Source organism: Acidovorax sp. Root70 (genome assembly GCF_001428225.1).
Classification (GTDB): domain Bacteria; phylum Pseudomonadota; class Gammaproteobacteria; order Burkholderiales; family Burkholderiaceae_C; genus Acidovorax.
Window position 1 is genome coordinate 98,687 of the sequence record NZ_LMHQ01000002.1, and the last position, 21,813, is coordinate 120,499.

The 21,813-nt window shown below is 65.3% G+C and carries 16 protein-coding genes; 10 read left to right on the forward strand and 6 right to left on the reverse strand.

The genetic code is table 11. From position 1 onward, the window contains the following. Window positions 1–35: 35 nt before the first annotated feature. Entirely contained in the window at window positions 36–1,514 is a 1,479-nt protein-coding gene (locus ASD94_RS02105) for a Ppx/GppA phosphatase family protein (RefSeq protein WP_056637931.1), read from the reverse strand. Between the two features lie 264 nt (window positions 1,515–1,778). Here ASD94_RS02105 and pstS point away from each other — a divergent pair, with 264 nt between their 5' ends. The 7 genes from pstS to phoR all read left to right on the forward strand — a co-directional run bounded on the left by pstS (window position 1,779) and on the right by phoR (window position 8,581). Continuing rightward, on the forward strand, window positions 1,779–2,801 hold the full coding sequence (gene pstS, locus ASD94_RS02110) for a phosphate ABC transporter substrate-binding protein PstS (protein ID WP_056637934.1): 1,023 nt from the start codon (window positions 1,779–1,781) through the stop codon (window positions 2,799–2,801). Window positions 2,802–2,911: 110 nt separating this feature from the next. Next, entirely contained in the window at window positions 2,912–3,901 is a 990-nt protein-coding gene (pstC, locus tag ASD94_RS02115) for a phosphate ABC transporter permease subunit PstC (RefSeq protein WP_369818016.1), read from the forward strand. Between the two features lie 40 nt (window positions 3,902–3,941). Beyond that, entirely contained in the window at window positions 3,942–4,796 is an 855-nt protein-coding gene (gene pstA / locus ASD94_RS02120) for a phosphate ABC transporter permease PstA (protein ID WP_056637940.1), read from the forward strand. Between the two features lie 60 nt (window positions 4,797–4,856). Next, on the forward strand, window positions 4,857–5,639 hold the full coding sequence (gene pstB / locus ASD94_RS02125; protein WP_056637944.1) for a phosphate ABC transporter ATP-binding protein PstB: 783 nt from the start codon (window positions 4,857–4,859) through the stop codon (window positions 5,637–5,639). An 11-nt stretch (window positions 5,640–5,650) separates the two neighbouring features. Further along, complete coding sequence (phoU, locus tag ASD94_RS02130) at window positions 5,651–6,352, forward strand: phosphate signaling complex protein PhoU (protein WP_056637947.1); 702 nt, start codon at window positions 5,651–5,653, stop codon at window positions 6,350–6,352. 21 nt (window positions 6,353–6,373) lie between these two features. After that, on the forward strand, window positions 6,374–7,081 hold the full coding sequence (gene phoB, locus ASD94_RS02135) for a phosphate regulon transcriptional regulator PhoB (RefSeq protein WP_056637950.1): 708 nt from the start codon (window positions 6,374–6,376) through the stop codon (window positions 7,079–7,081). A 156-nt stretch (window positions 7,082–7,237) separates the two neighbouring features. Further along, window positions 7,238–8,581: a phosphate regulon sensor histidine kinase PhoR gene (phoR, locus tag ASD94_RS02140; RefSeq protein ID WP_056637953.1), complete on the forward strand. Its 1,344-nt coding sequence runs from the start codon at window positions 7,238–7,240 to the stop codon at window positions 8,579–8,581. Here the strand turns inward: phoR and ASD94_RS02145 are convergent. The 5 genes from ASD94_RS02145 to trxA form a co-directional block, all read right to left on the reverse strand. Continuing rightward, window positions 8,535–9,902, reverse strand: a complete 1,368-nt coding sequence (locus ASD94_RS02145; protein WP_056637956.1) for an MATE family efflux transporter — start codon at window positions 9,900–9,902, stop codon at window positions 8,535–8,537. The genes phoR and ASD94_RS02145 overlap by 47 nt on opposite strands. Continuing rightward, on the reverse strand, window positions 9,902–11,602 hold the full coding sequence (locus ASD94_RS02150) for a hypothetical protein (RefSeq protein WP_056637959.1): 1,701 nt from the start codon (window positions 11,600–11,602) through the stop codon (window positions 9,902–9,904). The genes ASD94_RS02145 and ASD94_RS02150 overlap by 1 nt, the downstream gene beginning before the upstream one ends. A 109-nt stretch (window positions 11,603–11,711) precedes the next feature. Next, window positions 11,712–11,966, reverse strand: coding sequence for a type B 50S ribosomal protein L31 (locus tag ASD94_RS02155; protein WP_015013594.1), 255 nt, complete (start codon window positions 11,964–11,966; stop codon window positions 11,712–11,714). 254 nt (window positions 11,967–12,220) lie between these two features. Then, window positions 12,221–13,483, reverse strand: coding sequence for a transcription termination factor Rho (gene rho / locus ASD94_RS02160; RefSeq protein WP_056637962.1), 1,263 nt, complete (start codon window positions 13,481–13,483; stop codon window positions 12,221–12,223). 276 nt (window positions 13,484–13,759) lie between these two features. Then, a complete protein-coding gene (trxA, locus tag ASD94_RS02165; protein ID WP_008906761.1) occupies window positions 13,760–14,092 on the reverse strand; it encodes a thioredoxin TrxA in 333 nt (110 codons plus the stop codon). A gap of 110 nt (window positions 14,093–14,202) precedes the next feature. Between trxA and ASD94_RS02170 the strand changes: the two genes are divergently transcribed. Genes ASD94_RS02170 through ASD94_RS02180 form a run of 3 tightly spaced genes read left to right on the forward strand, consistent with a single transcriptional unit; the run spans window position 14,203 to window position 21,726 of the window. Further along, complete coding sequence (locus ASD94_RS02170; RefSeq protein ID WP_056637965.1) at window positions 14,203–16,809, forward strand: PD-(D/E)XK nuclease family protein; 2,607 nt, start codon at window positions 14,203–14,205, stop codon at window positions 16,807–16,809. Further along, window positions 16,806–20,306 carry an exodeoxyribonuclease V subunit beta gene (locus tag ASD94_RS02175; RefSeq protein ID WP_056637968.1) on the forward strand — a complete coding sequence of 1,167 codons (3,501 nt, stop codon included), beginning with the start codon at window positions 16,806–16,808 and terminating at the stop codon, window positions 20,304–20,306. The genes ASD94_RS02170 and ASD94_RS02175 overlap by 4 nt, the downstream gene beginning before the upstream one ends. Before the next feature lie 55 nt (window positions 20,307–20,361). Then, a complete protein-coding gene (locus tag ASD94_RS02180; RefSeq protein ID WP_056637971.1) occupies window positions 20,362–21,726 on the forward strand; it encodes a TIGR03862 family flavoprotein in 1,365 nt (454 codons plus the stop codon). Window positions 21,727–21,813 lie beyond the last annotated feature (87 nt).

Below are 21,813 nucleotides of genomic sequence, written 5' to 3' on the forward strand. Positions count from 1 at the left end.
CGGTATAAACAGTTTATACCGTTTATGTTGTCTGCTCAAGACATGTCCACGACCAACTCCCAAGGCGTCTTCTGCCAGGCTTGCACTTCTTCGCGCAAAAGGTGGGCAGACTGAGGGTACGCCAGGGCCCAGCCGGGGCGGGCGCTGGCCTGAAACCGCTGTCTGTCCTGGCGCAGCGACAGCCCTTTGGTATCGGGGTCGCGGCGCGCGTGGCACAGGGCCACCGCCAGGCGCAAACACAACAGCTGCAGCACAAAAATGGGGTCGTCCAGTTCCACACCCAGCTTGCGCACCTTGCCTCGCTGCCCCTGTACCAGCACTCCCAGGCGGTGCAGTTCTGGCACGGCAAATCCGGCAGCATCGGTGTTGTCGAGAATGTAGGCGCCGTGGCGGTGGTAGTCGCTGTGTGAAATGCGGCAGCCAATTTCGTGCAGCCGGGCGGCCCAGTCCAGCTTGCGGCTGGCACGTTCGCTTCCGAGAGGCGCGGCCTGGTCAAACAATGCGCAGGCGGTACGCGCCACGCGATCTGCGTGCTCCATGTCCACGCCAAACCGTTGCATCAAACCCTGGACCGTAGTGGTGCGAAGATCGGTGCCGGGTTGCTCTCGGTCCAGCAGGTCGTACAGGGCTCCTTGGCGCAGCGCCCCTTGTGCGACCTGCATTTCCTGGATGTCCAGCAGGTCAAATATGGCGCGCAGCACGCTGATGCCACCGCCAATGACCGCACGGCGCTCCTCCTTGAGTCCTTCCAGGCGCAGGCGGTCTGCACTTTGCGCGCGCAGCAGACGCTCGTGCAGCCAGTTCAGCCCATCCTGGGTGATCAGCCCCTGTGGCCCCCCGGCAGCGGCCAGAATGTCACCGACAGCACCTGCCGTACCCGACGACCCATAGGCTACGTCCCAGGCATCGGGGCGAAAGGTTTCCAGCGCCTCGTCCAGCACCGCCTTGGCGGCGATCTCAGCAGCCAAGAACGCCTGGGCAGAGAACTCCCCATTTGCAAAGTAGCGCTGCGACCACGCGACGCTGCCAACGCGGAAAGAGGCCACCGCATGGGGTGTGAATTGCTGACCCAGGATCAGTTCGGTGGACCGTCCTCCGATATCCACCACCAGGCGACGCTCGTCCGATTGGGGCAGCAACCGGGCCACGCCCTGGTAGATCAAACGCGCCTCTTCGGGACCAGATACCACGTCGATGGGGTAGCCGAGTACCTCACTACCGCGTGACAGGAATTCTTCGCGGTTGCGTGCCTCGCGCAACGTCTGGGTCGCCACAGCACGCACCTGCGCGCGGGGAAAACCCGCCAGGCGCTCGCCAAAGCGCGCCAGACAGGCCCAGCCGCGCTCCATGGCGTCGCGGGTAAGGTTGCGATCCTCATCGAGTCCGTTGCCTTGGCGCACAGTTTCCTTCAGGTATTCCACCCTTTGGACGTGTCCAAACTCATAGCGCCCGATCTCCAGACGAAAACTATTGGAGCCGAGGTCGACCGCGGCGAGGCGTGTGCCGTTCTGCATTGTTGATAAGTTGGGAGCTGCGTGCGGCATCGTACCGCGATGCGCCGAAACCACCCAAGCTTGGCCGGGTAGGGCCGCAGCGGGCGGTCGGGAGTATTGCAGGGGGAGTGTGAATGGCTTGTGTGACAAAACGGTGAAGCCGCAGGAGACGCGTCATCGTATTTGTGGCAGTGATCGAAAGGGGGTGGATTTGTGTCACTGAATTGTCATGATCGCCCCCTAAAGTTCGTGGTGTTCCTGTTAACCCCTGCCGAAAGGTATCTCATGAAACGCGTATTTCTCAAAACCGTCGCAGTCGCATTGGCCTCCCTGGCGGTGGGCAATGCCTTTGCGGCGGACATCACCGGCGCTGGCGCTACGTTCCCGTTCCCGATGTATGCCAAGTGGGCTGAAGCCTACAAGAAGGAAACCGGCGTGGGTCTGAACTATCAGTCCATCGGTTCTTCGGGTGGTATCCGCCAGATCCGCGCGAAGACAGTGGCTTTTGGTGCTACCGATGCTCCCCTGTCCGGTGCTGAGCTGGAAAAGGATGGCATGGTGCAGTTTCCTGCCATCATCGGTGGCACCGTGCCTGTGGTGAATCTGGATGGCTTCAAGCCCGGCGAATTGCGTGTGACCGGCCCTGTGCTGGCCGAAATGTACCTGGGCAAGATCACCAAGTGGAACGATGCCAAGCTGGCAGCTTTGAACCCCGGCAAGACACTGCCCGACCAGAACATCACCATCGTCCACCGCGCCGACGGCTCTGGCACCACTTTCAACTGGACCGACTATCTGAGCTCCGTCAGCAAGGAGTGGGCTGATACGGTGGGCAGGGGTGCTGCGGTGAAGTGGCCTGCTCAGTCTTCCGTGGGCGGCAAGGGCAACGAAGGTGTTGCGGCCAACGTGACGCGTGTGAAGGGTGCCCTGGGCTATGTGGAGTACGCCTACGTCAAGAAGAACAACATGACGTTCCTGCAACTGCAGAACGCCGATGGCAAGTATGTGGCCCCTGACGACGCCACCTTTGCCGCGGCGGCTGCCAGCGCTGACTGGTTCAGTGTGCCTGGCATGGGTATTTCGATGGTGAACGCCAAGGGCGCCACCAGCTGGCCCGTGAGCACAGCATCCTTCATCCTCATGTACGCCGACCCCGCAGACAAGGCTCAGTCGGCCGAAGTTCTGAAGTTCTTTGACTGGGCCTTCAAGAACGGCAAGACCATGGCGGCTGACCTGGACTACGTTCCGCTGCCTGACACCCTGACGGCACAGATCCGCTCCAAGGTCTGGTCGCAAATCAAGAAGTAAAGCGGTTTGCCCCAGAATAGTGCCCATCGGCCGGCTGGTCTGGCCGATGGGCACTGGTTTGTGGGGTCTCCAGAAGCCAGATGGGAGTCAACATGAGCGTGGGAACCACCATGAGTTCGCAACCCGTGTCCGTCAAGAAGACGGACGCCCCCACACCGTCCATGGTGTCGATTGCCAAGCGGCAGCGGCTGCAGGACATCGTTTTCCATCGGCTGACCCAGAGTCTGTCGCTGCTGGTGCTCGCGGCGCTGCTGGGCATCATCGTCTCGCTGTTCGTCTACGCGTGGCCGGCTTTTCACAAGTTCGGCGTGCAGTTCATCTGGCGCGCTGAATGGGACATCGTCAATGAAGAATTCGGTGCAGCAATTGCCATCGTTGGCACCCTTGCCAGCGCGGGCATTGCACTGCTGATTGCAGTGCCGCTCGCGTTTGGTATTGCGCTTTTCCTGACCGAAACCTGCCCCGTATGGCTGCGCCGCCCGCTCGGCACCGCGGTGGAATTACTGGCGGCTGTGCCGTCCATCATCTACGGCATGTTCGGCCTGTTCGTGTTTGCGCCGCTGTTTGCAGACCATTTTCAGGTGCCTGTGCAAAAACTGCTCGGCTCCATGCCGCTGATCGGCTTCCTGTTTGGCGGCAGTACCAACGGCTTTGGCATCTTGGCCGCGGGCATCGTGCTGGCTTTCATGGTGTTGCCCTTTGTGGCCGCCGTGATGCGCGATGTATTCGAGATCGTTCCGCCCATCCTGCGCGAGTCTGCCTACGGCCTGGGGTGCACGACCTGGGAGGTGGTGCGCCGCGTGGTGCTGCCATACACCCAGAAGGGCGTCATTGGTGGGGTCATGCTGGGCCTGGGCCGAGCGTTGGGAGAGACCATGGCCGTCACCTTCGTGATCGGCAATGCCAACCGCATGCCGACGTCGCTGTTCTCGCCCGGAACCTCCATTGCATCCACGCTGGCCAACGAGTTTGGTGAAGCGGCAGATTTTCATCTGTCCACGCTGTTCGCGCTGGGCTTCCTGCTGTTTGTGATCACGTTTGTGGTGCTGTCCGCCGCCAAGATCATGCTGCTGCGTGCCGAGAAAGCCAAGGGCCTGTAAGCCCTGTTCCAGCCCCAGTCCATCCTCCGAGACAAGCTCCATGGAATTCAATCAACAACTCTACAAAAAGCGCCAGCGCTCCAATGCCATCGGCCTGACCCTCTCCCTGGGTGCCATGGCGTTGGGCCTGTTCGTGCTGCTCTGGATCCTGAGCGTGCTGCTGTCCAACGGCTTTGCCGCGCTGGACTGGAACATGTTCACACAGTCCACGCCGGCGCCCGGCTCCGAAGGTGGTGGCCTGGCCAACGCCATTGTGGGGAGCCTGCTGATGGTGGGCTTCACCGTGCTGGTGTCCACCCCCATTGGTGTGCTGGCCGGTGTGTATCTGGCCGAGTATGGAGACCAGAGCAAGACCGCCGAGCTCACGCGATTTGTGACAGACATCATGCTGTCGGCACCCTCCATCGTGCTGGGCCTGTTTGTGTATGCCATCGCGGTTGCCACCGTGGGCAACTTTTCGGGCTGGGCTGGCAGCCTGGCGCTGTCGCTCATCGCTGTGCCCGTGGTCGTGCGCACCACCGAGAACATGCTGCGCCTGGTCCCTGGCAGCCTGCGCGAAGCGGCCTTCGCCCTGGGTGCACCGCGCTGGAAGGTGTCCACCATGGTCACCTTGCGCGCTGCGCGCAGCGGTGTGATGACCGGCCTGTTGCTGGCGGTTGCCCGCATCAGCGGCGAGACCGCGCCCCTGCTGTTCACCGCACTCAACAACCAGTTCTTCAGCACCAACATGAATGCGCCCATGGCCAACCTGCCGGTCGTGATCTTCCAGTTTGCCCTGAGCCCTTATGAGAACTGGGTGCGCCTGGCCTGGGGCGGTGCACTGCTCATCACGTTGTCGGTGCTGATTCTCAACGTCGTGGCGCGGGTCTTCCTGCGCGAAAAGAACCGCGTGTGATCCGGCAGCCATCCCCGCTGCAGACACCGACCAGATCGCCTCCATTTCCAGGATTTGACAATGAACGCCACTGCTACCGCCAACGCCAGCAAGAACGCGCTGGAGCTGCGTAACCTGAGCTTCTTCTACGGCAAGTTCCAAGGCCTGCGCAACGTGAGCCTGAACATTGCCGAGCACAAGGTCACGGCCTTCATCGGCCCCTCGGGCTGCGGCAAGTCCACGCTGCTGCGCACGCTCAACCGCATGTACAGCCTGTATCCCGGCCAGCGTGCCGAAGGCTCCATCAGTTTCTACGGTCAGGACATCCTGGACCCCAAGCAGGACATCAACCTGCTGCGCGCCCGCATCGGCATGGTGTTCCAGAAGCCCACGCCGTTCCCCATGTCCATCTACGACAACATCGCGTTTGGTGTGAAGCTGTATGAGACGCTGAGCAAGAGCGAGATGGACGACCGAGTGGAATGGGCGCTGTCCAAGGCGGCGCTGTGGACCGAAGTGAAGGACAAGCTGCACCAGAGCGGGCTGTCCCTGTCCGGCGGCCAGCAGCAGCGCCTGTGCATTGCGCGCAGCGTGGCGGTGAAGCCCTCGGTGCTGTTATTGGACGAGCCCACCTCGGCGCTGGACCCGTTGTCCACCGCCAAGATCGAAGAGCTGATCGATGAGCTCAAGCACGACTACACGATCGCCATCGTGACCCACAACATGCAGCAGGCCGCCCGCTGCAGCGACTACACCGCCTACATGTACCTCGGCGAAATGATCGAGTTCGGTGCCACCGAGCAGATCTTCTTCAAGCCCGAGCGCAAGGAAACCGAAGACTACATCACCGGCCGTTTCGGCTAAGGAGACAGCAGATGCCCGATAAACATCTTTCGTCCCAGTTCGACAGCGAACTCAACAGCGTCTCTGCCCGCGTCATGGAAATGGGCGGCCTGGTGGAGTCGCAGATCCGCCAGGCGGTCTACGCGTTGTCCCAGTTCAGCCTGGAAGCCGTGGAGACGGTGGCCTCGATGGAGACCCGCATCAATGCGATGGAGGTCGATATCGATCAGGAGCTGTCTTCCATCATCGCCCGCAGGCAGCCCACGGCGCGCGACCTGCGCCTGCTGCTGGCCTTCTCCAAGGCCACGGCCAACCTGGAGCGCATGGGCGACGAGGCCAACAAGATGGCGCGCATGGTGCGCTCCATCATTGAGGGGGGTGCACCGCGCTCCCTGCCGTCGAGCGATCTGCGTGTGGCGGCCGAGCTGGCCTCGGGCCAGCTGCGCAAGACGCTGGATGCGTTCGCGCGACTGGACGTGAAGGCGGCGGTGGCCATCCTCAAGGAGGACGACCTCATCGACAAGGAGTTCGACGGCTTTGTGCGCAAGCTCATTACCTACATGATGGAAGACCCCCGCACTATCTCGCCCAGCCTGGACCTGTTGTTCCTCGCCAAGGCCATCGAGCGCATTGGTGACCACTCCAAGAATGTGGCCGAACTCATCATCTATCTGGTCAAGGGCAAGGACGTGCGCCACACGGCCCTCGACGAGATCGAGTCGGCGGTGCTTTAAGTACGGGACGCTGGATTCACCATGAGAAAGCTTCCCCGTGTCCTCATCGTTGAGGACGAACCCGCGATTGCCGAGCTGATTGCCGTCAACCTGCGTCACAACGGTTTCCAGCCCTTCTGGGCAGAAGACGGCGACAGCGCGCAACGCGAACTGGATGCCGTGCTGCCTGACGTGATCCTGCTGGACTGGATGCTGCCAGGGCAAAGTGGCCTGTCGCTGGCGCGCAAGTGGCGTGCGGACAGCCGCACCAAACCGATCCCCATCCTGATGCTCACTGCACGGGGTGATGAGCCTGACAAGGTGGCGGGGTTGGATGCGGGCGCCGACGACTACATTACCAAGCCCTTCTCCACGCAAGAGCTGCTCGCCCGCATCCGCGCCGTGCTGCGCCGCCGTGCACCCGAGCAGGTGAGCGACAGCGTGACCATTGGTGAACTGGTGCTGGACGCAGCGACCTACCGCGTCACCTTCCAGGGCCAGTCCCTGAAGGTGGGGCCGACAGAGTTCAAGCTGCTGCATTTCTTGATGAAGCATGCCGAGCGCGTGCACAGCCGATCGCAGTTGCTCGACAAGGTGTGGGGCGACCATGTCTTCATCGAGGAGCGTACGGTGGACGTGCATGTGAAGCGCCTGCGCGAGGCCTTGGGCGCGGCGTCCGTGATGGTGGAAACCGTGCGTGGCGCGGGCTACCGGCTCACGGCGCAGCCGCAGGTGCCGCTGTCGGCCTGATGGAGTCAGTGGTCTGCCGCTGGCCTGTGGGCGGTGCTGCAGGCCACTCAGACCGCTGAGATCTGACAGGCAGTGCCAGTGGCGATCGATGGAGTGATGAATCAGTGGGCGCGCGTGTCGCGCCCCTGGTGTTTCTGAGAAGGCTTTGCAATCCGCATGCTGTGGCGTATTTCGTTTTTCCTGCTGTGGCAGTTGGCGGGTGGTGGCCTGGGGTGGTGGCAAGGCGGGCCCTGGGGCGCCGCGCTGGGGGCCGCCATTGCTGCCTGGGCGTGGTTTGTCTGGGACGTGCTGCGCGGCGTGCGGGTGCTGCGCTGGTTGCGTACCGGCGACCTGGCAGCGGTGCCGTCCATGCGTGGCATCTGGGGCGAGGCAGCGGACCGTGCGCGGCGTCTGCTGCGCAAGCAGGAGGCGCAGATTCGGGACAGCCAGGACCGGCTGCAGGAGATCCTGGCCGCCCTGCAGGCCTCCCCCAACGGTGTGGTGCTGCTGGATGCACAGGGCCGCATCGAATGGTGCAACCAGATGGCGGCCAACCAGTTTGGCTTTGACGCGCAGCGCGACGTCATGCAGTCCATCGGCAACTTGCTGCGCAACCCTGAGTTCACGGCTTACTTCGCCGCCAAGGACTTCACCAGCGACGTCGTGCTGGAAGGGCGGTTGAGCACGCCGTCACGGCCCGTGCGCATTTCGGTGCACCTGCACCCGTATGGCGATGGACGCACGCTGCTGCTGTCGCGCGATGTCACGGCGCTGGAGCAGGCCGACGCCATGCGGCGCGACTTCGTGGCCAATGTATCGCACGAAATCCGTACGCCGCTCACGGTACTGACCGGTTTTGTGGAAACCCTGCAGACCCTGCCGTTGAGTGCCGAGGAGCGGTCGCGCTACCTGGGCATGATGGCGCAGCAGGCGCAGCGCATGCAGAGCGTGGTGCAGGATCTGCTGACGCTGTCGCGCCTGGAAGGCAGTCCGCTGCCTGGCATGGCGGAGTGGACGCCGGTGCAGTCGCTGTTGCAACGCTGTGAAGAGGAGGGGCGGGCCCTGTCGGTGCTGCTCACGCAGAACCAGCAGCGTCCGCATGCGATGCACTTTCCCGCTGCCGATAGACTGCGGGCCGAGGGCGATATTGCTGGCGTGCCGACGGAGCTGCAAAGTGCCCTGTCCAACCTGGTCAACAACGCTGTGCGCTACACCCCCGGAGGAGGCTCCATCGACGTGCAGTGGCTGCGCAAGGATGACGGCAGCGCGGTGTTCTCTGTGCACGACACCGGCCCCGGTATCGCGCCGGAACACATCCCACGCCTGACGGAACGGTTTTACCGGGTGGATCGCAGCCGTTCGCGCGAGACCGGGGGCACAGGTCTGGGCCTGGCCATCGTCAAGCATGTGCTGCAGCGCCATGGCGCCACGCTGGACATCAGCAGCACCCTGGGCAAGGGCTCGGTGTTTTCAGTCACCTTTCCGGCCAATCGCTTGCGTGGCTTTGCCCTGCCGGGCTGATGGCGCGCCAGAGCATGGCGGCAAACAGCAAGGCGGTCACGGCGAGTGCTGCCGCACTGGCGACCCAGAACGGGGTGGGAGACGCCACGCCCGACCAGGGCCCGCTACCACCATACGCCAGCCAATAGCCGCCCGCCAGGCCTGCACCCCACAGCAGCGCGCAGTACACCACCAGTGGCGCCAGCGTGATGCGATAGCAGCGCAGCACAAACACACACAGCGTTTGCACGGCGTCGGCAGCGTGGTAAGCCGCCACCCAGACCAGGGCTGCGCCGGCCACTGCTGCCACGCTGGCGTTGTCGGTGTAAATCTGGCTGATCGGGTGTCTTGCTATTAATAATATAGCTGCCAAGGTAAATCCGACTAGCGCTGCCAGCGAAAAACCCATCAAAACCACCTGGCGCGCACGCAGGGGCTCTTGTGCGCCCAGCCAGTAGCTCACGCGTGCACTGGTGGCAATGGACAGTGACAGCGGCACCATGTAGAGCACGGCGGCGATGTTGGCGGCAATCTGGTGGGCCGCGGCCGACGTGGTGCCTTGGCGCGCGATGAACAAGGCCATCAGGGTGAAGGAGGTGACCTCCACCATCACGGCCAGGCCCGCCGGAATGCCCAGCCTGGCAAAGCCCGCAATGGTGGGCCAGTGGGGCGGCTCCATGCGACGCCACAAGCCTAGGGGGGTGTAGATGTCCTGCGTGCGCAGCAGCCACACGGCCAAGGCCAGCATGCTGCAGTTGACGGCCAGCGTGGCCCAGGCGCAGCCCACCACGCCCAGTGCGGGCAGGCCCCCTCCACCAAAGGTGAACCACACCGACAGCGGCAGCTTGATGAACAGCGAGCCCACCTGCAACCAGGTGACCAGGCGCGGATGGCCCAGGGCCTGGTTGAGGGTGCTGTAGATCCGAAACAACAGGGAGGGCGGCAAGGCCAGCGCCAGCACCGCCAAGTAGTTTTCGACCTGGGGGCGGAGCGCAGGCGGTACCTCCGTCCAGCGCAGCAGCGCACCCGGTGACAGTAGCACCGCCATGCCTAGCACCGAGGCCGCAGCACACAGGTACAAGGCTTGCCGCAGCGACCGCCCCACGGCCTCGGGTTGCTGCGCACCGCGCAGTTCGGCCCACACGGGCAGCAAGGCCTGCAAAACACCGATGAGCGCGACATACACGCTGATGAAGATCGCAGAACCCACCGACAGCGCTGCCAGCGACGATTCGCTGTAGCGCCCCGCGACAATGGTGTCCGTCACCCCGAACGCCATTACGGCCAGTTGCCCCGCCAGCACGGTCACAGCGTGCCGGGCGATGGTGGACAGCTCCGACATCAGCGTGCCGGGGCTGCGCGATGGAACAGCAGCAGGTTCTCGTTCTTGTCGGTGGGGCGTGGCAGGGTGGCCCGAAGCACCCAAAGGTCTGCGCGGACCATGCGCTCCGACGCGGGCCAGGAGGCGCTGTCCACCAGCATCCACAGGCATTCATCCTGCAGGCCGGCGCGTTGCAGCGACAACTGCCCATGGAACTGCAAGGCCGCCACCTGGGCACGGTTCAACCCCACGGTCTGAATGCACCCTGGCGCTGGACCCAGGGCCGCCACCACACTGCGCACCTGCGGGCCGTAGCTGCGCGCGTAGTCCAACAAGGGCAGCCACAGGGTCATCAGCAAAAGCCAGCCCAGAGCAGCGCCGCCAGCGGGTAGCACCAGGCTCTTCCAGATGGGGGCGCGGTTGCGGGACGCGCGCCACCACACCAGACCGCACCACCCCAGGGTGGCAGCCACAGCCACCAGCAGCGCCAGCGCCGAGAACTGGGATGCGAACCCCGGCGCCAGCCTGGCCACGTTGGCCGCGGGCTTGGCCGGTACGCCGGTCTGCATGGCGATCCAGATCACCCAGATCGTCAGGGCCGACGCCGTGAAGAACAGCAGCGTGAACCAGTCAATCAGCGCCCCCACGCTGCGGCGCAGCGTCGGCAAGGCGAACGCCGCCAGTGCGGCCATGGCGGGCAGGCCTAGCAACAAGGCGCGATCGGCTGGCTGGGTGGTGATGGTGGCGCCAATGGACACCAGGGTGAACCACAGGGGCAGCAGTAGATGCCGTTGGCCGGGGCGGCTGAAGATTTGCTGCCGCCAGCGCCACAAGGTCCACAACGCGAGCGGCCAGGCCGGCCAGCCAAACCACAGCAGCAGCCGAGCCAGACTCAGCCAGTCCTTGCCGGCACCATCAAAACCCACAATTCGCCAGCGCCACAGGTCCAGCCCCTGCGCCAAGACGGCCGTCGCTAGAGTGGCAGCGGCGAGCGCTGCGGCCCAGCGCCAGCGGTGGTCGCTGTTGCCTGAGGGCGCAAAAACCGTGAGCACCATGCCGCCCAGGCCCAGCATCGCGGTCAGGGCTGGGGCGCCGGACAACGTGAGCCCTGCCATGCCCAGAATAAGCGCCACCGCAGGCGCCACCGCGCGGTGCGGCATGGCCGCCACCGCAAAAAACAGCAGCGCGGTGCAACTGAGCTGCGCCAGATAGCTTGTCACCTCGTGCGACAGCTGCGCCAGGCCCAGGCAGGCGATCAGTGCCAGCAAAGCACCATCGGCAATGGCGCGTGCGTAGTCCAGAGGAGGGGCCTCGCCGCCAAACGCGAACGCTACCGGCTGGGCTCCGGGGCTGCGGGCCAGGTAGTACACGCCGTACCAGGTGGCAACCAGCGTGATGACCAAGAGGGCAATGAACGGTATGCGGGCCGCCATCTCGACCGACAGCCACGCAGGTGCCATCTGCACGGCCCAGGCCCCCAGCCAGTAGGGCAGCAGCCCTTCGGTTTCGGGGGGCATGCCGCCGAGCAACGGGCTGAGCCAAGGGGTACGCCCCTGGGCCAGCTCCAGCATGTAGCCAAAGGCGGTGACGTCTGCATTCTTCCAGGGGTCGCGGCCGACAAAGCCGGGCATCACATAGGCAATGCAGAGCAGCAGCAGCGCCCAGCGGGGCAGCGGGCTGACGGCATTCTGGGTAACGATGGCGGGGGTGGGTGGAGTCACGCGGCAGTGGGCGGCAGGGCGAAGGAGCCACCGAGAATAAAGGCAAAACCCATGAAAAAAGGCAGCCCGGTTGCCCGGGCTGCCTTTTTGGCGGGAACGCAGGGGCGAATTACTTCGCTGCGGTCTTGCCGAAACGGTTGCGGAAGCGCTCCACGCGGCCACCCATGTTGTCCACGGACTTTTGCGTACCCGTGTAGAAGGGGTGCGACTCAGAAGAGGTATCCAGCTTGAACAGCGGGTATTCCTTGCCTTCGTGGGTTTCGGTTTCCTTGGTGTTCACGCATGAGCGGGTCACGAACTTGAAACCGTTGGACAGGTCCACGAACAGGACTTCGCGGTAGTTGGGGTGAATGCCTTCTTTCATGATCAATCCTTGTCAAGTGCGGGAGCCGTGCTGGACCCGGTGCAACCTTTGCGCCGTGGAACATCCAGCGTACTTTCCGCAGAAAAAGCCCTCTATTATGGCACAGGGCAAATGAGCGTCTTTCTCAACGTCGCTGCGTGCCCATCACAGCGGTAGAAACCGACGCAGCCCAAGCCCAGCGCATCCAGTGGAACTGGCTCCGCCGGCCACGGGTGGCGTCCCCCTTGGGGGGCGCCGAGGGCGACCCGGAGGGCTTACCCACCCCTTCGCATCATGTCGAAGAAGTCCACATTGGTCTTGGTGGCCTTCATGTTCTTGATCATGAGTTCCATCGACTCTATCTCGTCCATGTTGTACATGAACTGGCGCAGGATGCGGGTCTTCTGCAGGATCTCCGGCGTCAGCAGCAGCTCTTCACGGCGCGTGCCGCTCTTGTTGAGTTCGATGGCGGGGAACACACGCTTTTCGTACAGGCGGCGGTTCAGGTGGATTTCGCAGTTGCCCGTGCCCTTGAATTCTTCAAAGATCACTTCGTCCATGCGGCTGCCGGTGTCCACCAGCGCGGTGGCGATGATGGTGAGCGAGCCACCTTCCTCGACCTTGCGGGCGGCTCCAAAGAAGCGCTTGGGGCGCTGCAGCGCGGCGGCATCCACACCGCCGGACAGCACCTTGCCGCTCGACGGCACGACGTTGTTGTACGCGCGGGCCAGGCGGGTGATGGAGTCCAGCAGGATCACCACGTCCTTCTTCAATTCGACCAAGCGCTTGGCGCGCTCAATCACCATCTCGGCCACGTGCACGTGGCGGGCGGCAGGCTCGTCGAAGGTGGAGGCAATGATTTCGCCCTTGACCGTGCGCTGCATTTCGGTCACTTCTTCAGGGCGCTCGTCCACCAGCAGCACCATCAGGTGCACGTCGGGATTGTTGGCCGTGATCGCGTGGGCGATGTGCTGCATCATCACCGTCTTGCCGCTCTTGGGCGGCGCGACGATCAGCGCGCGCTGGCCGCGGCCAATGGGCGCGATGATGTCGATGATGCGGCCGGTGATGTTCTCTTCGCTCTTGACGTCGCGTTCCAAGCGCATCTGTTCCTTGGGGAACAGGGGTGTCAGGTTTTCGAACATCACCTTGTGCTTGTTCTGCTCGGGTGGGCCGTCGTTGACCTTGTCGAGCTTGGTCAGCGCAAAGTAGCGCTCGCCGTCCTTGGGCGTGCGCACTTCGCCTTCGATCATGTCGCCGGTGTGCAGGTTGAAGCGACGCACCTGGCTGGGGCTGATGTAGATATCGTCCGTGCTTGCGGTGAAGCTCGTGTCGGGACTGCGCAGAAAGCCGAAGCCATCGGGCAGGATTTCCAGCACGCCGTCTGCAAACACCTGCTCACCCGCCTTGGCTCGCTTCTTGATGATGGCAAACATCAACTCCTGCTTGCGCATGCGGCCGGTGTTTTCGATTTCGAGTTCTTCGGCCTGCTTCAGGACTTCAGACACATGCAGTGCCTTGAGTTCGTTTAAGTGCATGGATTGACTCCTTGGCGGAGCTGGTATGAATCTTGGGGGAGGTGGGCTGATGCCGAATGGGCTGCTGTTTGCAGGTCCGGCTCGCCAGGGATCTTGGTCCGGCTGCCAATGCATGCAGCCCGGTGATCTGGGGGAATTATGACAGGAAAAAATGCGGGGGCTTCAGGGGCGCAAGGCGCAGACTCACGCGGCTGCCGACTTGTTGTTTCCCCGCGGATCTATCGCTCAACAAAAAAGCCCCAGCGGTATTCTTACCGTGGGGCTTGGGGAAGGGGGTCAGGCCAGTTGTTGGTCGATGAAGGCGGTCAACTGGGCCTTGCTCATCGCGCCGACCTTGGTGGCAGCCAGTTGGCCATCCTTGAACAGCATGAGGGTGGGGATGCCACGGATGCCGAACTTGGCGGGGATCTCGCGGTTCTCGTCCACGTTCATCTTGGCGATCTGCAGCTTGCCCTGGTAGGTGCCTGCGACTTCGTCCAGGATGGGGGCAATCATCTTGCAGGGGCCGCACCACTCGGCCCAGTAGTCCACCAGCACAGCGGAGCCGGGTTGGAGCACGTCGGCTTCGAAGCTGGCGTCAGAGACATGTTTGATGAGTTCGCTGGCCATGGCGGAATTCCTTGATTTTGGGCGGGTTGCGACCGGTGTACGTTTAAAGTCTGGGCATTGTGACAGAAACCAATCCCACGTTCACCGGTGTGGCCGGGTCTTGCGACGCTATGACAGTCATAGCGAAAAGCGATCAGCCTGGTGGGTTTTCCTCCGCCAGCGCGGTCCTGTGGCAACGTGCGCTGGCCCAAGTGGCCGCACATGCCAAGGCCCATGGCGCCCATCTGGCGCGTACGGTGGTACTGGTGCCCTATGCCCAGTTGATGCCCTGGGCGCAACGCCTTTGGGCCCAACAGGTGCCGCAGGGCTTTGCACCGCGCTTCGAAACCACCCGCAACTGGGCCCACCAGTTGCAGTCTTTTGAGCCCCAAGGGGACGATCTGGCCGGCGACGTGGGCCGTGACACCTTGACGGCCCGCGCCCTGCTGGATCGCGTGGGGCAGGGTGCCCAGCGCGAAATGCTGGCCACGCCCCTGCAGGAAGCCGCTGCCCAACTGGCTCCGGTGGTCGCGGCAGTGCCCCCCGCACTTCGTGCGGCCTGGGGTGATGAGGCCCGCAAGCTGCTGACCCAGGCTGACGAAGGCACGGCCCTGCATTACGAAGCCCTGGTGGCGCGCCTGGCGCTGGAATGGGTGCTGGCGTCGCGCCATGCGACCGATGTATTGTTCGAGCCCGGCGTGCGCGCGGCAGTGGACGCGCTGGTGGTGCTGGAGGGGTTTCAACCCGACGCGCTGACCCGGTCCCTGCAGGCGCATTGGGGCCCCCAGGGCTTGTTTATCGCGTTGCCTGCCCTGATCGACGACGACCGCTCGTTGCCGAGGTGGGCCTTGCACGCTGCGACGGACGCAGAGGACGAGGCCCACCGCGCAGCGGCCTGTGTGCTGCGCCACATCGAGCAAGGCCGCGTGCCTGTGGCCCTGGCGGCCACGGACCGGGCGCTGATACGCCGGGTGCTGGCCCACCTGGACAGCAGTGGTGTGCTGGTGCGTGACGAGAGTGGCTGGATTCTCTCGACCACGCGTGCTGCGTCTCGCGTCATGGCCGCGCTGCAGGCCGCGGCGTGGAACGCCTCGTCCAATGAGGTGCTGGACTGGATCAAGCACACGCCTGCGCTGATGCCAAGTGAGGTGAATCGGCTGGAGCAATGGCTGCGCAAAGGCGTGGTGCAACACTGGAGCGCAGCAGCCGCGCGTGATCTGAGTGCCCAGCCCCACCTGGCCCGTACCGTGGCCAACGTCGAGGCCTGGCGCGACACCCTGCGCACCGCGCGCCCGCTGGCGCAGTGGCTGCCCGCCCTGCGCGCGGTGTTGGAGCAGGCGGGCCAATGGCAAGGCCTGCAGGCCGATCCCGCCGGTATGCGCGTACTGGCTGCACTGCGTTTGCAAGACGGCCAACAGGCTGAGCTGGACGGCTGGGGCGAGCGCGCGGGCCGCCGCATGACGCTGGCGGAATTCACCCGCTGGGTGAAAGACGTGCTGGAAGCCGGGCGCTACGTGGCCACACAGGCTGCCGATGCGCCGGTGGTTGTATTGCCCATGCCCCAATTGTTGGGGCGCCCCTTCGCGGCCGCCGTGCTGCCGGGCTGCGATGAAAAGCGCTTGCAAGCTGCGCCCGAACCTACCGGCGACTGGTCCCAAGCCCAGCGCGAAGCCTGGGGCCTGCCCACGCGCCAATCGCTGGAAGCCGCGCAGCGTGCCGCCTGGGCTTATGCCCTGCGTACCCCAGTGGTCGATGTGCTGTGGCGCACGGGCGACGAGGGCGGCGAGCCTCTGCTGGCCAGTGCCCTGGTGTTGGCGCTTCAACTGAAGGGCGTCGCCGTACCCGGCGTCGATGAACGCGCGGCACGCGCACTGGCCGCAGTGCCCACGCGGCGCCCCCTGCCCGTGGGCCAGGCCCTGCCAGTGGCGCAGCTGTCGTCCACCGCATATTCCGATCTGCGCCACTGCCCCTACCGCTTTTTCGCTCAGCGCCAACTGGGCCTGCGCGAGGCTGACGAGCTGGACGCCGCAGTGGACAAGCGTGACTTTGGCAACTGGCTGCACGCGGTACTGCAGCATTTTCATGAAGCCTTGCTGGCGGAGCCGACCGATGGTCTGGATGAGCGCCGCGTGCGCATGGACGCCGCCGCCGAGGCCGTCACCCGCGAGCAGCGTTTGCAAGACGGCGACTTCCTGCCCTTTGCCGCCGGCTGGGCACAACTGCGCGACGGCTATTTGCAGTGGCTGGCCGGGCACGAGCAGCAAGGCGCAATGTTCCGCCAGGCCGAGGTCAAGGCCCGCCAGCCGCTGGGCGACCTGGAGCTGATCGGCACCGTCGACCGCATCGACGGCGTCTCCAGTACCGGCGAGCCTACGGTGCTGGTGATCGACTACAAGACCGAGAGCGACAGCGTCACCCGCCAGCGCATCAAGAGTGGCGCAGAAGACACCCAGTTGCCGTTCTACGCCGCCCTGCTGCACCACGACACGCTGCGCGCCGCCTATGTCAATGTGGGTGAGAGGGGCGAGACGCAACTGCACGAGCAGGACGAGGTGGTGCACCTGCGCGATGTACTCATCGAAGGCATACAGCACGACATGGCCCGCATCGCCGCCGGTGCGCCGCTGCCTGCGCTGGGCGAGGGCTCGGTGTGCGATTTTTGCGCCGTGCGCGGCCTGTGCCGCAAAGACTATTGGGCAGATGCCGAGCAGGCACTGCCCGCGCCAGAGACGCCATGACCGCCAGTAATTCCCCCGCCACCCAGGCCGCCTACGAACACAACGGCCGCCCCGTCTCGCGCGAGGCCTTCTACGCCATCGCCTGCGACCCTGCCCGCAGCGTGGCGGTGGAGGCTTGCGCGGGCGCGGGCAAGACCTGGATGCTGGTCTCGCGCATGCTGCGGGCGCTGCTCGATGGCTGTGCGCCGCATGAAATTCTGGCCATCACCTTCACCAAAAAAGCCGCGGGCGAAATGCGCCAGCGTCTGCAAGAGTGGCTGGAGCAGTTCAGCCACAAGCCGCTCGAAGAACTCACCGCCGAGCTGATTGCACGCGGAATCAGCCCCCAGGGCGCACTGGAAAAGCGCGAGGCGCTACAAAATTTATACCGCCAACTGCTCGAAGCTGGCCGCCCGGTGCAGATCCGCACCTTCCACAGCTGGTTTGCCGCGCTGCTGGGCACGGCCCCGTTGGCGCTGCTGCAGCAGCAAGGACTGCCCGCGCACTTTGAGCTGCTGGAAGACGATGCCGAGGCTGTGCGCGAGGTCTGGCCGCCGTTCCTGCAGACCGTGGCCGACAGCGCCAGCCTGCGTGCCGACTACGAGGCCGTAGTGGCCCGCCACGGCCGCTCGCAAACGCACAAAGCGCTGGCAGCGGCACTGGCCAAGCGGGTGGAGTTTGACCTGGCCGACGAGGCGGGCGTGGTCGATGCCTCGGTGCCGCCGTTCCAGCAGGCGTACCCCGAACTGGCTGCGCTGACGGAGTCCGCCGAGGCCCTGCAGACCGAGGCCGCCCAGCAACGTTGGCGTAACTGGGCCAGCGCCCTGGGAGCAGAGTCCAACAAGACTCCGCAAAAGGCGGCGGACGCCATCATCGACGCGCTGGCCTGCGCCGACCTGAACCAGCGCCTGGACATGCTGCGCAAAGCCATGTTCGTCGCAAAGGAAGACCGCCTGTCGAAGAACCTGGAGAAGTTCCCCGCCGCGCAAGAGGCCGAGCCCGAGCTGCAGCGCCTGCTCACTGCCCGCCGCCAGCACGAGGCCTGGCTGCACCAGCAGCGCATGGCCCGGCTGGCGCGCTGCCTGATTGCGCAATTCGTGGCGGTCAAGCAGCAGCACGGCTGGGTGGACATGAACGATGTGGAGCGCACGGCCTTGGTCATGCTGGCCGACCCGGTGCTCAGTGGCTGGGTGCAGGAGCGGCTGGACGCCCGCATCCGCCACCTGCTGGTGGATGAGTTCCAGGACACCAACCCGCTGCAGTGGCAGGCGCTGCACGCGTGGCTGGCGGGCTATGTAGGCTCGGGTGGTGGCTCTGCCGCGCCCAGCGTGTTCATCGTGGGCGACCCCAAGCAGAGCATCTACCGCTTTCGCCGCGCCGAGCCGCAGGTGTTCATTGCCGCGCAGGCCTTTGTGCGTGACGGGTTGGGCGGTGACCTGCTCAGCTGCGACCACACGCGCCGCAACGCGCAGGGCGTCATTGGCGCCGTCAACGCCGTCATGGGCCAAGCCCAGGCGCAGCACGAGACCAGCGGTTTTCGTGACCACACCACCGAATCCAAACACCCAGGCCAGCTGCTGCGCCTGCCCGCCATCGTCGATGCGGATGACGACAGCCAAGGCGCCGCGCGCGATCCCCTGGCCTGGCGCGACAGCCTGACCGAACCGCGCCACGAGGCCGAAGAAACCCAGCGCATGCGCGAATGCACCCAGGCCGCCGCCTGGGTGGCCGCGCAGATTGCCAGCGGTACGCCACCCAAAGAGGTGCTGGTGCTGGCCCGCAAGCGCGACCGCCTGGCCAGCATGCAAGAGGCCCTGCGCGCCCTGCACCTGCCCTGTGTGCAGCCCGAAAAAGCCGACCTGTTCGACGCACCCGAGGTGCAGGACATGGTGGCGCTGCTCGATGCGCTGGTCTCGCCCACGCACGACCTCTCGTTGGCCCGCGCGCTCAAGTCGCCGTTGTTTGGCCTCGGCGACGATGCGCTGGTGACCTTGGCGTTGCTGCGCCGCCAGCCTGAACATGCGGGTTGCAGTTGGTTTGATTTGCTATTGAAAAGTGAGCTGTTGGCGCATGAAAATCAGGCGCTTGGAGCCGTTTTGACCCAATATCAGAAGTGGGTGGGCAATTTACCGCCGCATGATGCCCTGCACGCCATCTACGAGCACGGCGATGTGCTGGCCCGCTTTGCTGCCGCAGCACCTGTCACCCAGCGTCAGTCCGTGCAGGCCAATCTGCGCGCACTGCTGGCGGCATCGCTGCAGCACGACGGGGGGCGTTACCTCACGCCCTATGCCTTTGTGCGGGCCATGAAAAAAGGCGGCGTGCGTGCCCCTGGCCGGGCCGATGCGCAGGCCATTCGCCTGCTGACAGTGCACGGCGCCAAGGGGCTGGAGGCCGACTGCGTGCTGCTGCTCGACACCGACACCCGCCCGCAGAAGGCCGAAACCATGGGCGTGCTGGTGGACTGGCCTGGCGAGCAAACTGTGCCCTCGGCCTTCGTCTTTCTGGCCAGCGAATCGAATCCGCCGCCCAGCGCAGAAGCCGCGCTGGCCGCCGAGCAGCAGGCCCGCAGCCGCGAGGAGCTGAACATGCTCTATGTGGCCATGACGCGCGCCAAGCATTGCCTGGCGCTGTCGTCGGTGCAACCCGGTAACTCGGCCCCAGGCAGTTGGTGGAACCGGCTCGCCCCGTTGGTGACCGAGGTGGATGTGCTGGCGCTTGCCTTGCCTCCCCAGGGGGTGGACGCCGCAGCACCCGCGCAAACCTTCACCATCCCCAGCCTGCCAGCGTTGCCCGAGGCACTGCAGAGCGCGCGCGTCCACACCGCTGTAGGGCTCGAAGGTGATGCCACCGTGGCCATGCCGGGCGATGCCGAATCGACCCCCTTGTCTCGCCAGGGCGACGCCATGCACCAGTTGTTGGAGCAGGCCGGCGTGGCCGGTGCCCCGCTGGCCGATCTGCGCGCGCACGGCTGGCCCGCCGTGCGCCTCGCCCGCCTGGCTGCGGACCACGACATCACCTCCGCCGCCGCCGAGCAGGCCGCCCGCATGGCGCAGGCCATTCTGGCGGGCGAGGGCGCGTGGGCGTGGGACCCGGCGCTGGTGCAAACCGCCATCAACGAGGTTCCACTGCATTACCAGGGCCAGAGCCTGCGCATCGACCGGCTGGTGCAGCGGCGCGCAGCGCACGCCGAGGATGCTGCGGCAGGCTGGTGGGTGCTGGACTACAAAAGCGCCGCCCAGCCCCAGCGTCAGCAGGCGCTGGTGGCACAGTTGCGACGTTACCGCGAAGCGGTACAGGCGCTGATGCCGGGCGAGGCGGTTTACGCCGCCTTCCTCACGGGTGACGGGCGTTGGGTCATGGTGGGCGATGCGCACGGCGCGGAAGGGGCATCCGCCGCCCAGGCTTCGGCCGTGGGGCATACTCTCGCCCCCGTTGCGCCGGTCGCCGCAGCCCAGCCCGAGGGCCAGCGCGCCCAGACGGGGCCGGCGGATTCTCCGCAAGGCTCCTTGTTCTGAGTGGTCCGCCGGCACCATACCCTGCGCAACGTCCCTTTTTTAGCAAGGCCCTTCCGTGTCTCACACCCTTTCTTCTTCCGATACGCCCACCCTGTCTGCGGAAGCATTGCAATGCGAAGTGGCCGTCATCGGCGGCGGCCCGGCGGGCCTGATGGCCGCCGAGGTGCTGGCCCAGGCGGGCGTGGCCGTGCATGTGTTCGACGCCATGCCGTCCGTGGGGCGCAAGTTTCTGCTGGCGGGCAAGGGCGGGCTCAATCTCACGCATTCCGAGCCGCACGAACCCTTTGTGGGCCGCTATGCCGGGCGCGAGCAGCAGATCGAGCCGCTGGTCCGCGCCTTTGGCGGCCCCGAGCTGCGCGCCTGGGCACAGGGGCTGGGGGTGGAGACCTTCGTGGGCACGTCGGGCCGTGTGTTCCCCACCGACATGAAAGCCGCGCCGCTGCTGCGCGCCTGGCTGCAGCGCCTGCGCGGGCAAGGGGTGCTGTTCCGCATGCGCCACCGCTGGCTGGGCTGGGCCGAGGACGGGGCTCTGCGCTTGGCCGCACCCGCAGGCGAGGTGCGTGTGGCCGCCAAGGCGGTGCTGCTGGCGCTGGGCGGCGGTAGCTGGGCGCGGCTGGGGTCGGATGGCGCCTGGGTGCCGTTGCTGGCGCAGCGGGGTGTGGCTGTTGAGCCGCTGCACCCCTCCAACTGTGGTTTTGATGTGCTGCGCGCCGACGCACCGGCGGGCGAAACGCGCCGCGCATTTCTGCAAGAGCTGCTGGGCCGCACGCCCGCACCCACGGTGGGCTGGACGCCGCATTTTTCCGAGAAGTTTGTGGGCCAGCCCTTCAAGACCGTGGTGCTCAGCTTCACCGACAGCCAGGGCCGCAGCTTCAGCCGCCGGGGCGAGTTTGTGGTCACGGCCACGGGGGTGGAGGGCAGCCTGGTCTATGCCGCTTCGCACCTGCTGCGCGACGAGGTGCAAGCCCATGGCCATGCCACGTTCCACCTCGACCTGTTGCCCGACCACAGCCCCGAGCGCGTGCTGGTGGAAGTGCGCCACCCGCGGGGCTCGCGCTCGCTGTCGAGCCACCTCAAGAGCCGTCTGGGCCTGGATGGCATCAAGGCGGGCATTCTGTATGAGCACCTGGGCAAAGACGGCATGAACGACCCCGTGGCCCTGGCCCACGCGATCAAGGCCCTGCCCATTACCGTGGTGGCTGCGCGCCCGCTGGACGAGGCCATCAGCACGGCGGGCGGCGTGGCGTTTGAGGCGCTGGACGCGCACCTGATGGCCACGGCGTTGCCGGGCGTGTTCTGCGCAGGGGAAATGCTGGACTGGGAGGCGCCTACCGGCGGCTATCTGCTCACGGCCAGCATGGCCAGCGGCCGGGTGGCGGGGGAGGGCGCGTTGCGCTGGCTGCGTGGCTTATCGGCTTGACGCTAGAGCCGCCGTGGAAAGCAGGGCCTCGCGCAAGCCGATACGGCCTGCCACTGCTTGCTGCGGAAATACTGAAGAGAGGGAGTT

What these genes read in the sequence shown, in the direction of transcription:
- ASD94_RS02105 (WP_056637931.1), bottom strand. Translation starts at nt 1,514, where the DNA reads ATGCAGAACGGCACACGCCTCGCCGCGGTCGACCTCGGCTCCAATAGT.
- pstS (WP_056637934.1), top strand. Translation starts at nt 1,779, where the DNA reads ATGAAACGCGTATTTCTCAAAACCGTCGCAGTCGCATTGGCCTCCCTG.
- pstC (WP_369818016.1), top strand. Translation starts at nt 2,912, where the DNA reads ATGAGTTCGCAACCCGTGTCCGTCAAGAAGACGGACGCCCCCACACCG.
- pstA (WP_056637940.1), top strand. Translation starts at nt 3,942, where the DNA reads ATGGAATTCAATCAACAACTCTACAAAAAGCGCCAGCGCTCCAATGCC.
- pstB (WP_056637944.1), top strand. Translation starts at nt 4,857, where the DNA reads ATGAACGCCACTGCTACCGCCAACGCCAGCAAGAACGCGCTGGAGCTG.
- phoU (WP_056637947.1), top strand. Translation starts at nt 5,651, where the DNA reads ATGCCCGATAAACATCTTTCGTCCCAGTTCGACAGCGAACTCAACAGC.
- phoB (WP_056637950.1), top strand. Translation starts at nt 6,374, where the DNA reads ATGAGAAAGCTTCCCCGTGTCCTCATCGTTGAGGACGAACCCGCGATT.
- phoR (WP_056637953.1), top strand. Translation starts at nt 7,238, where the DNA reads ATGCTGTGGCGTATTTCGTTTTTCCTGCTGTGGCAGTTGGCGGGTGGT.
- ASD94_RS02145 (WP_056637956.1), bottom strand. Translation starts at nt 9,902, where the DNA reads ATGTCGGAGCTGTCCACCATCGCCCGGCACGCTGTGACCGTGCTGGCG.
- ASD94_RS02155 (WP_015013594.1), bottom strand. Translation starts at nt 11,966, where the DNA reads ATGAAAGAAGGCATTCACCCCAACTACCGCGAAGTCCTGTTCGTGGAC.
- rho (WP_056637962.1), bottom strand. Translation starts at nt 13,483, where the DNA reads ATGCACTTAAACGAACTCAAGGCACTGCATGTGTCTGAAGTCCTGAAG.
- trxA (WP_008906761.1), bottom strand. Translation starts at nt 14,092, where the DNA reads ATGGCCAGCGAACTCATCAAACATGTCTCTGACGCCAGCTTCGAAGCC.
- ASD94_RS02170 (WP_056637965.1), top strand. Translation starts at nt 14,203, where the DNA reads ATGACAGTCATAGCGAAAAGCGATCAGCCTGGTGGGTTTTCCTCCGCC.
- ASD94_RS02175 (WP_056637968.1), top strand. Translation starts at nt 16,806, where the DNA reads ATGACCGCCAGTAATTCCCCCGCCACCCAGGCCGCCTACGAACACAAC.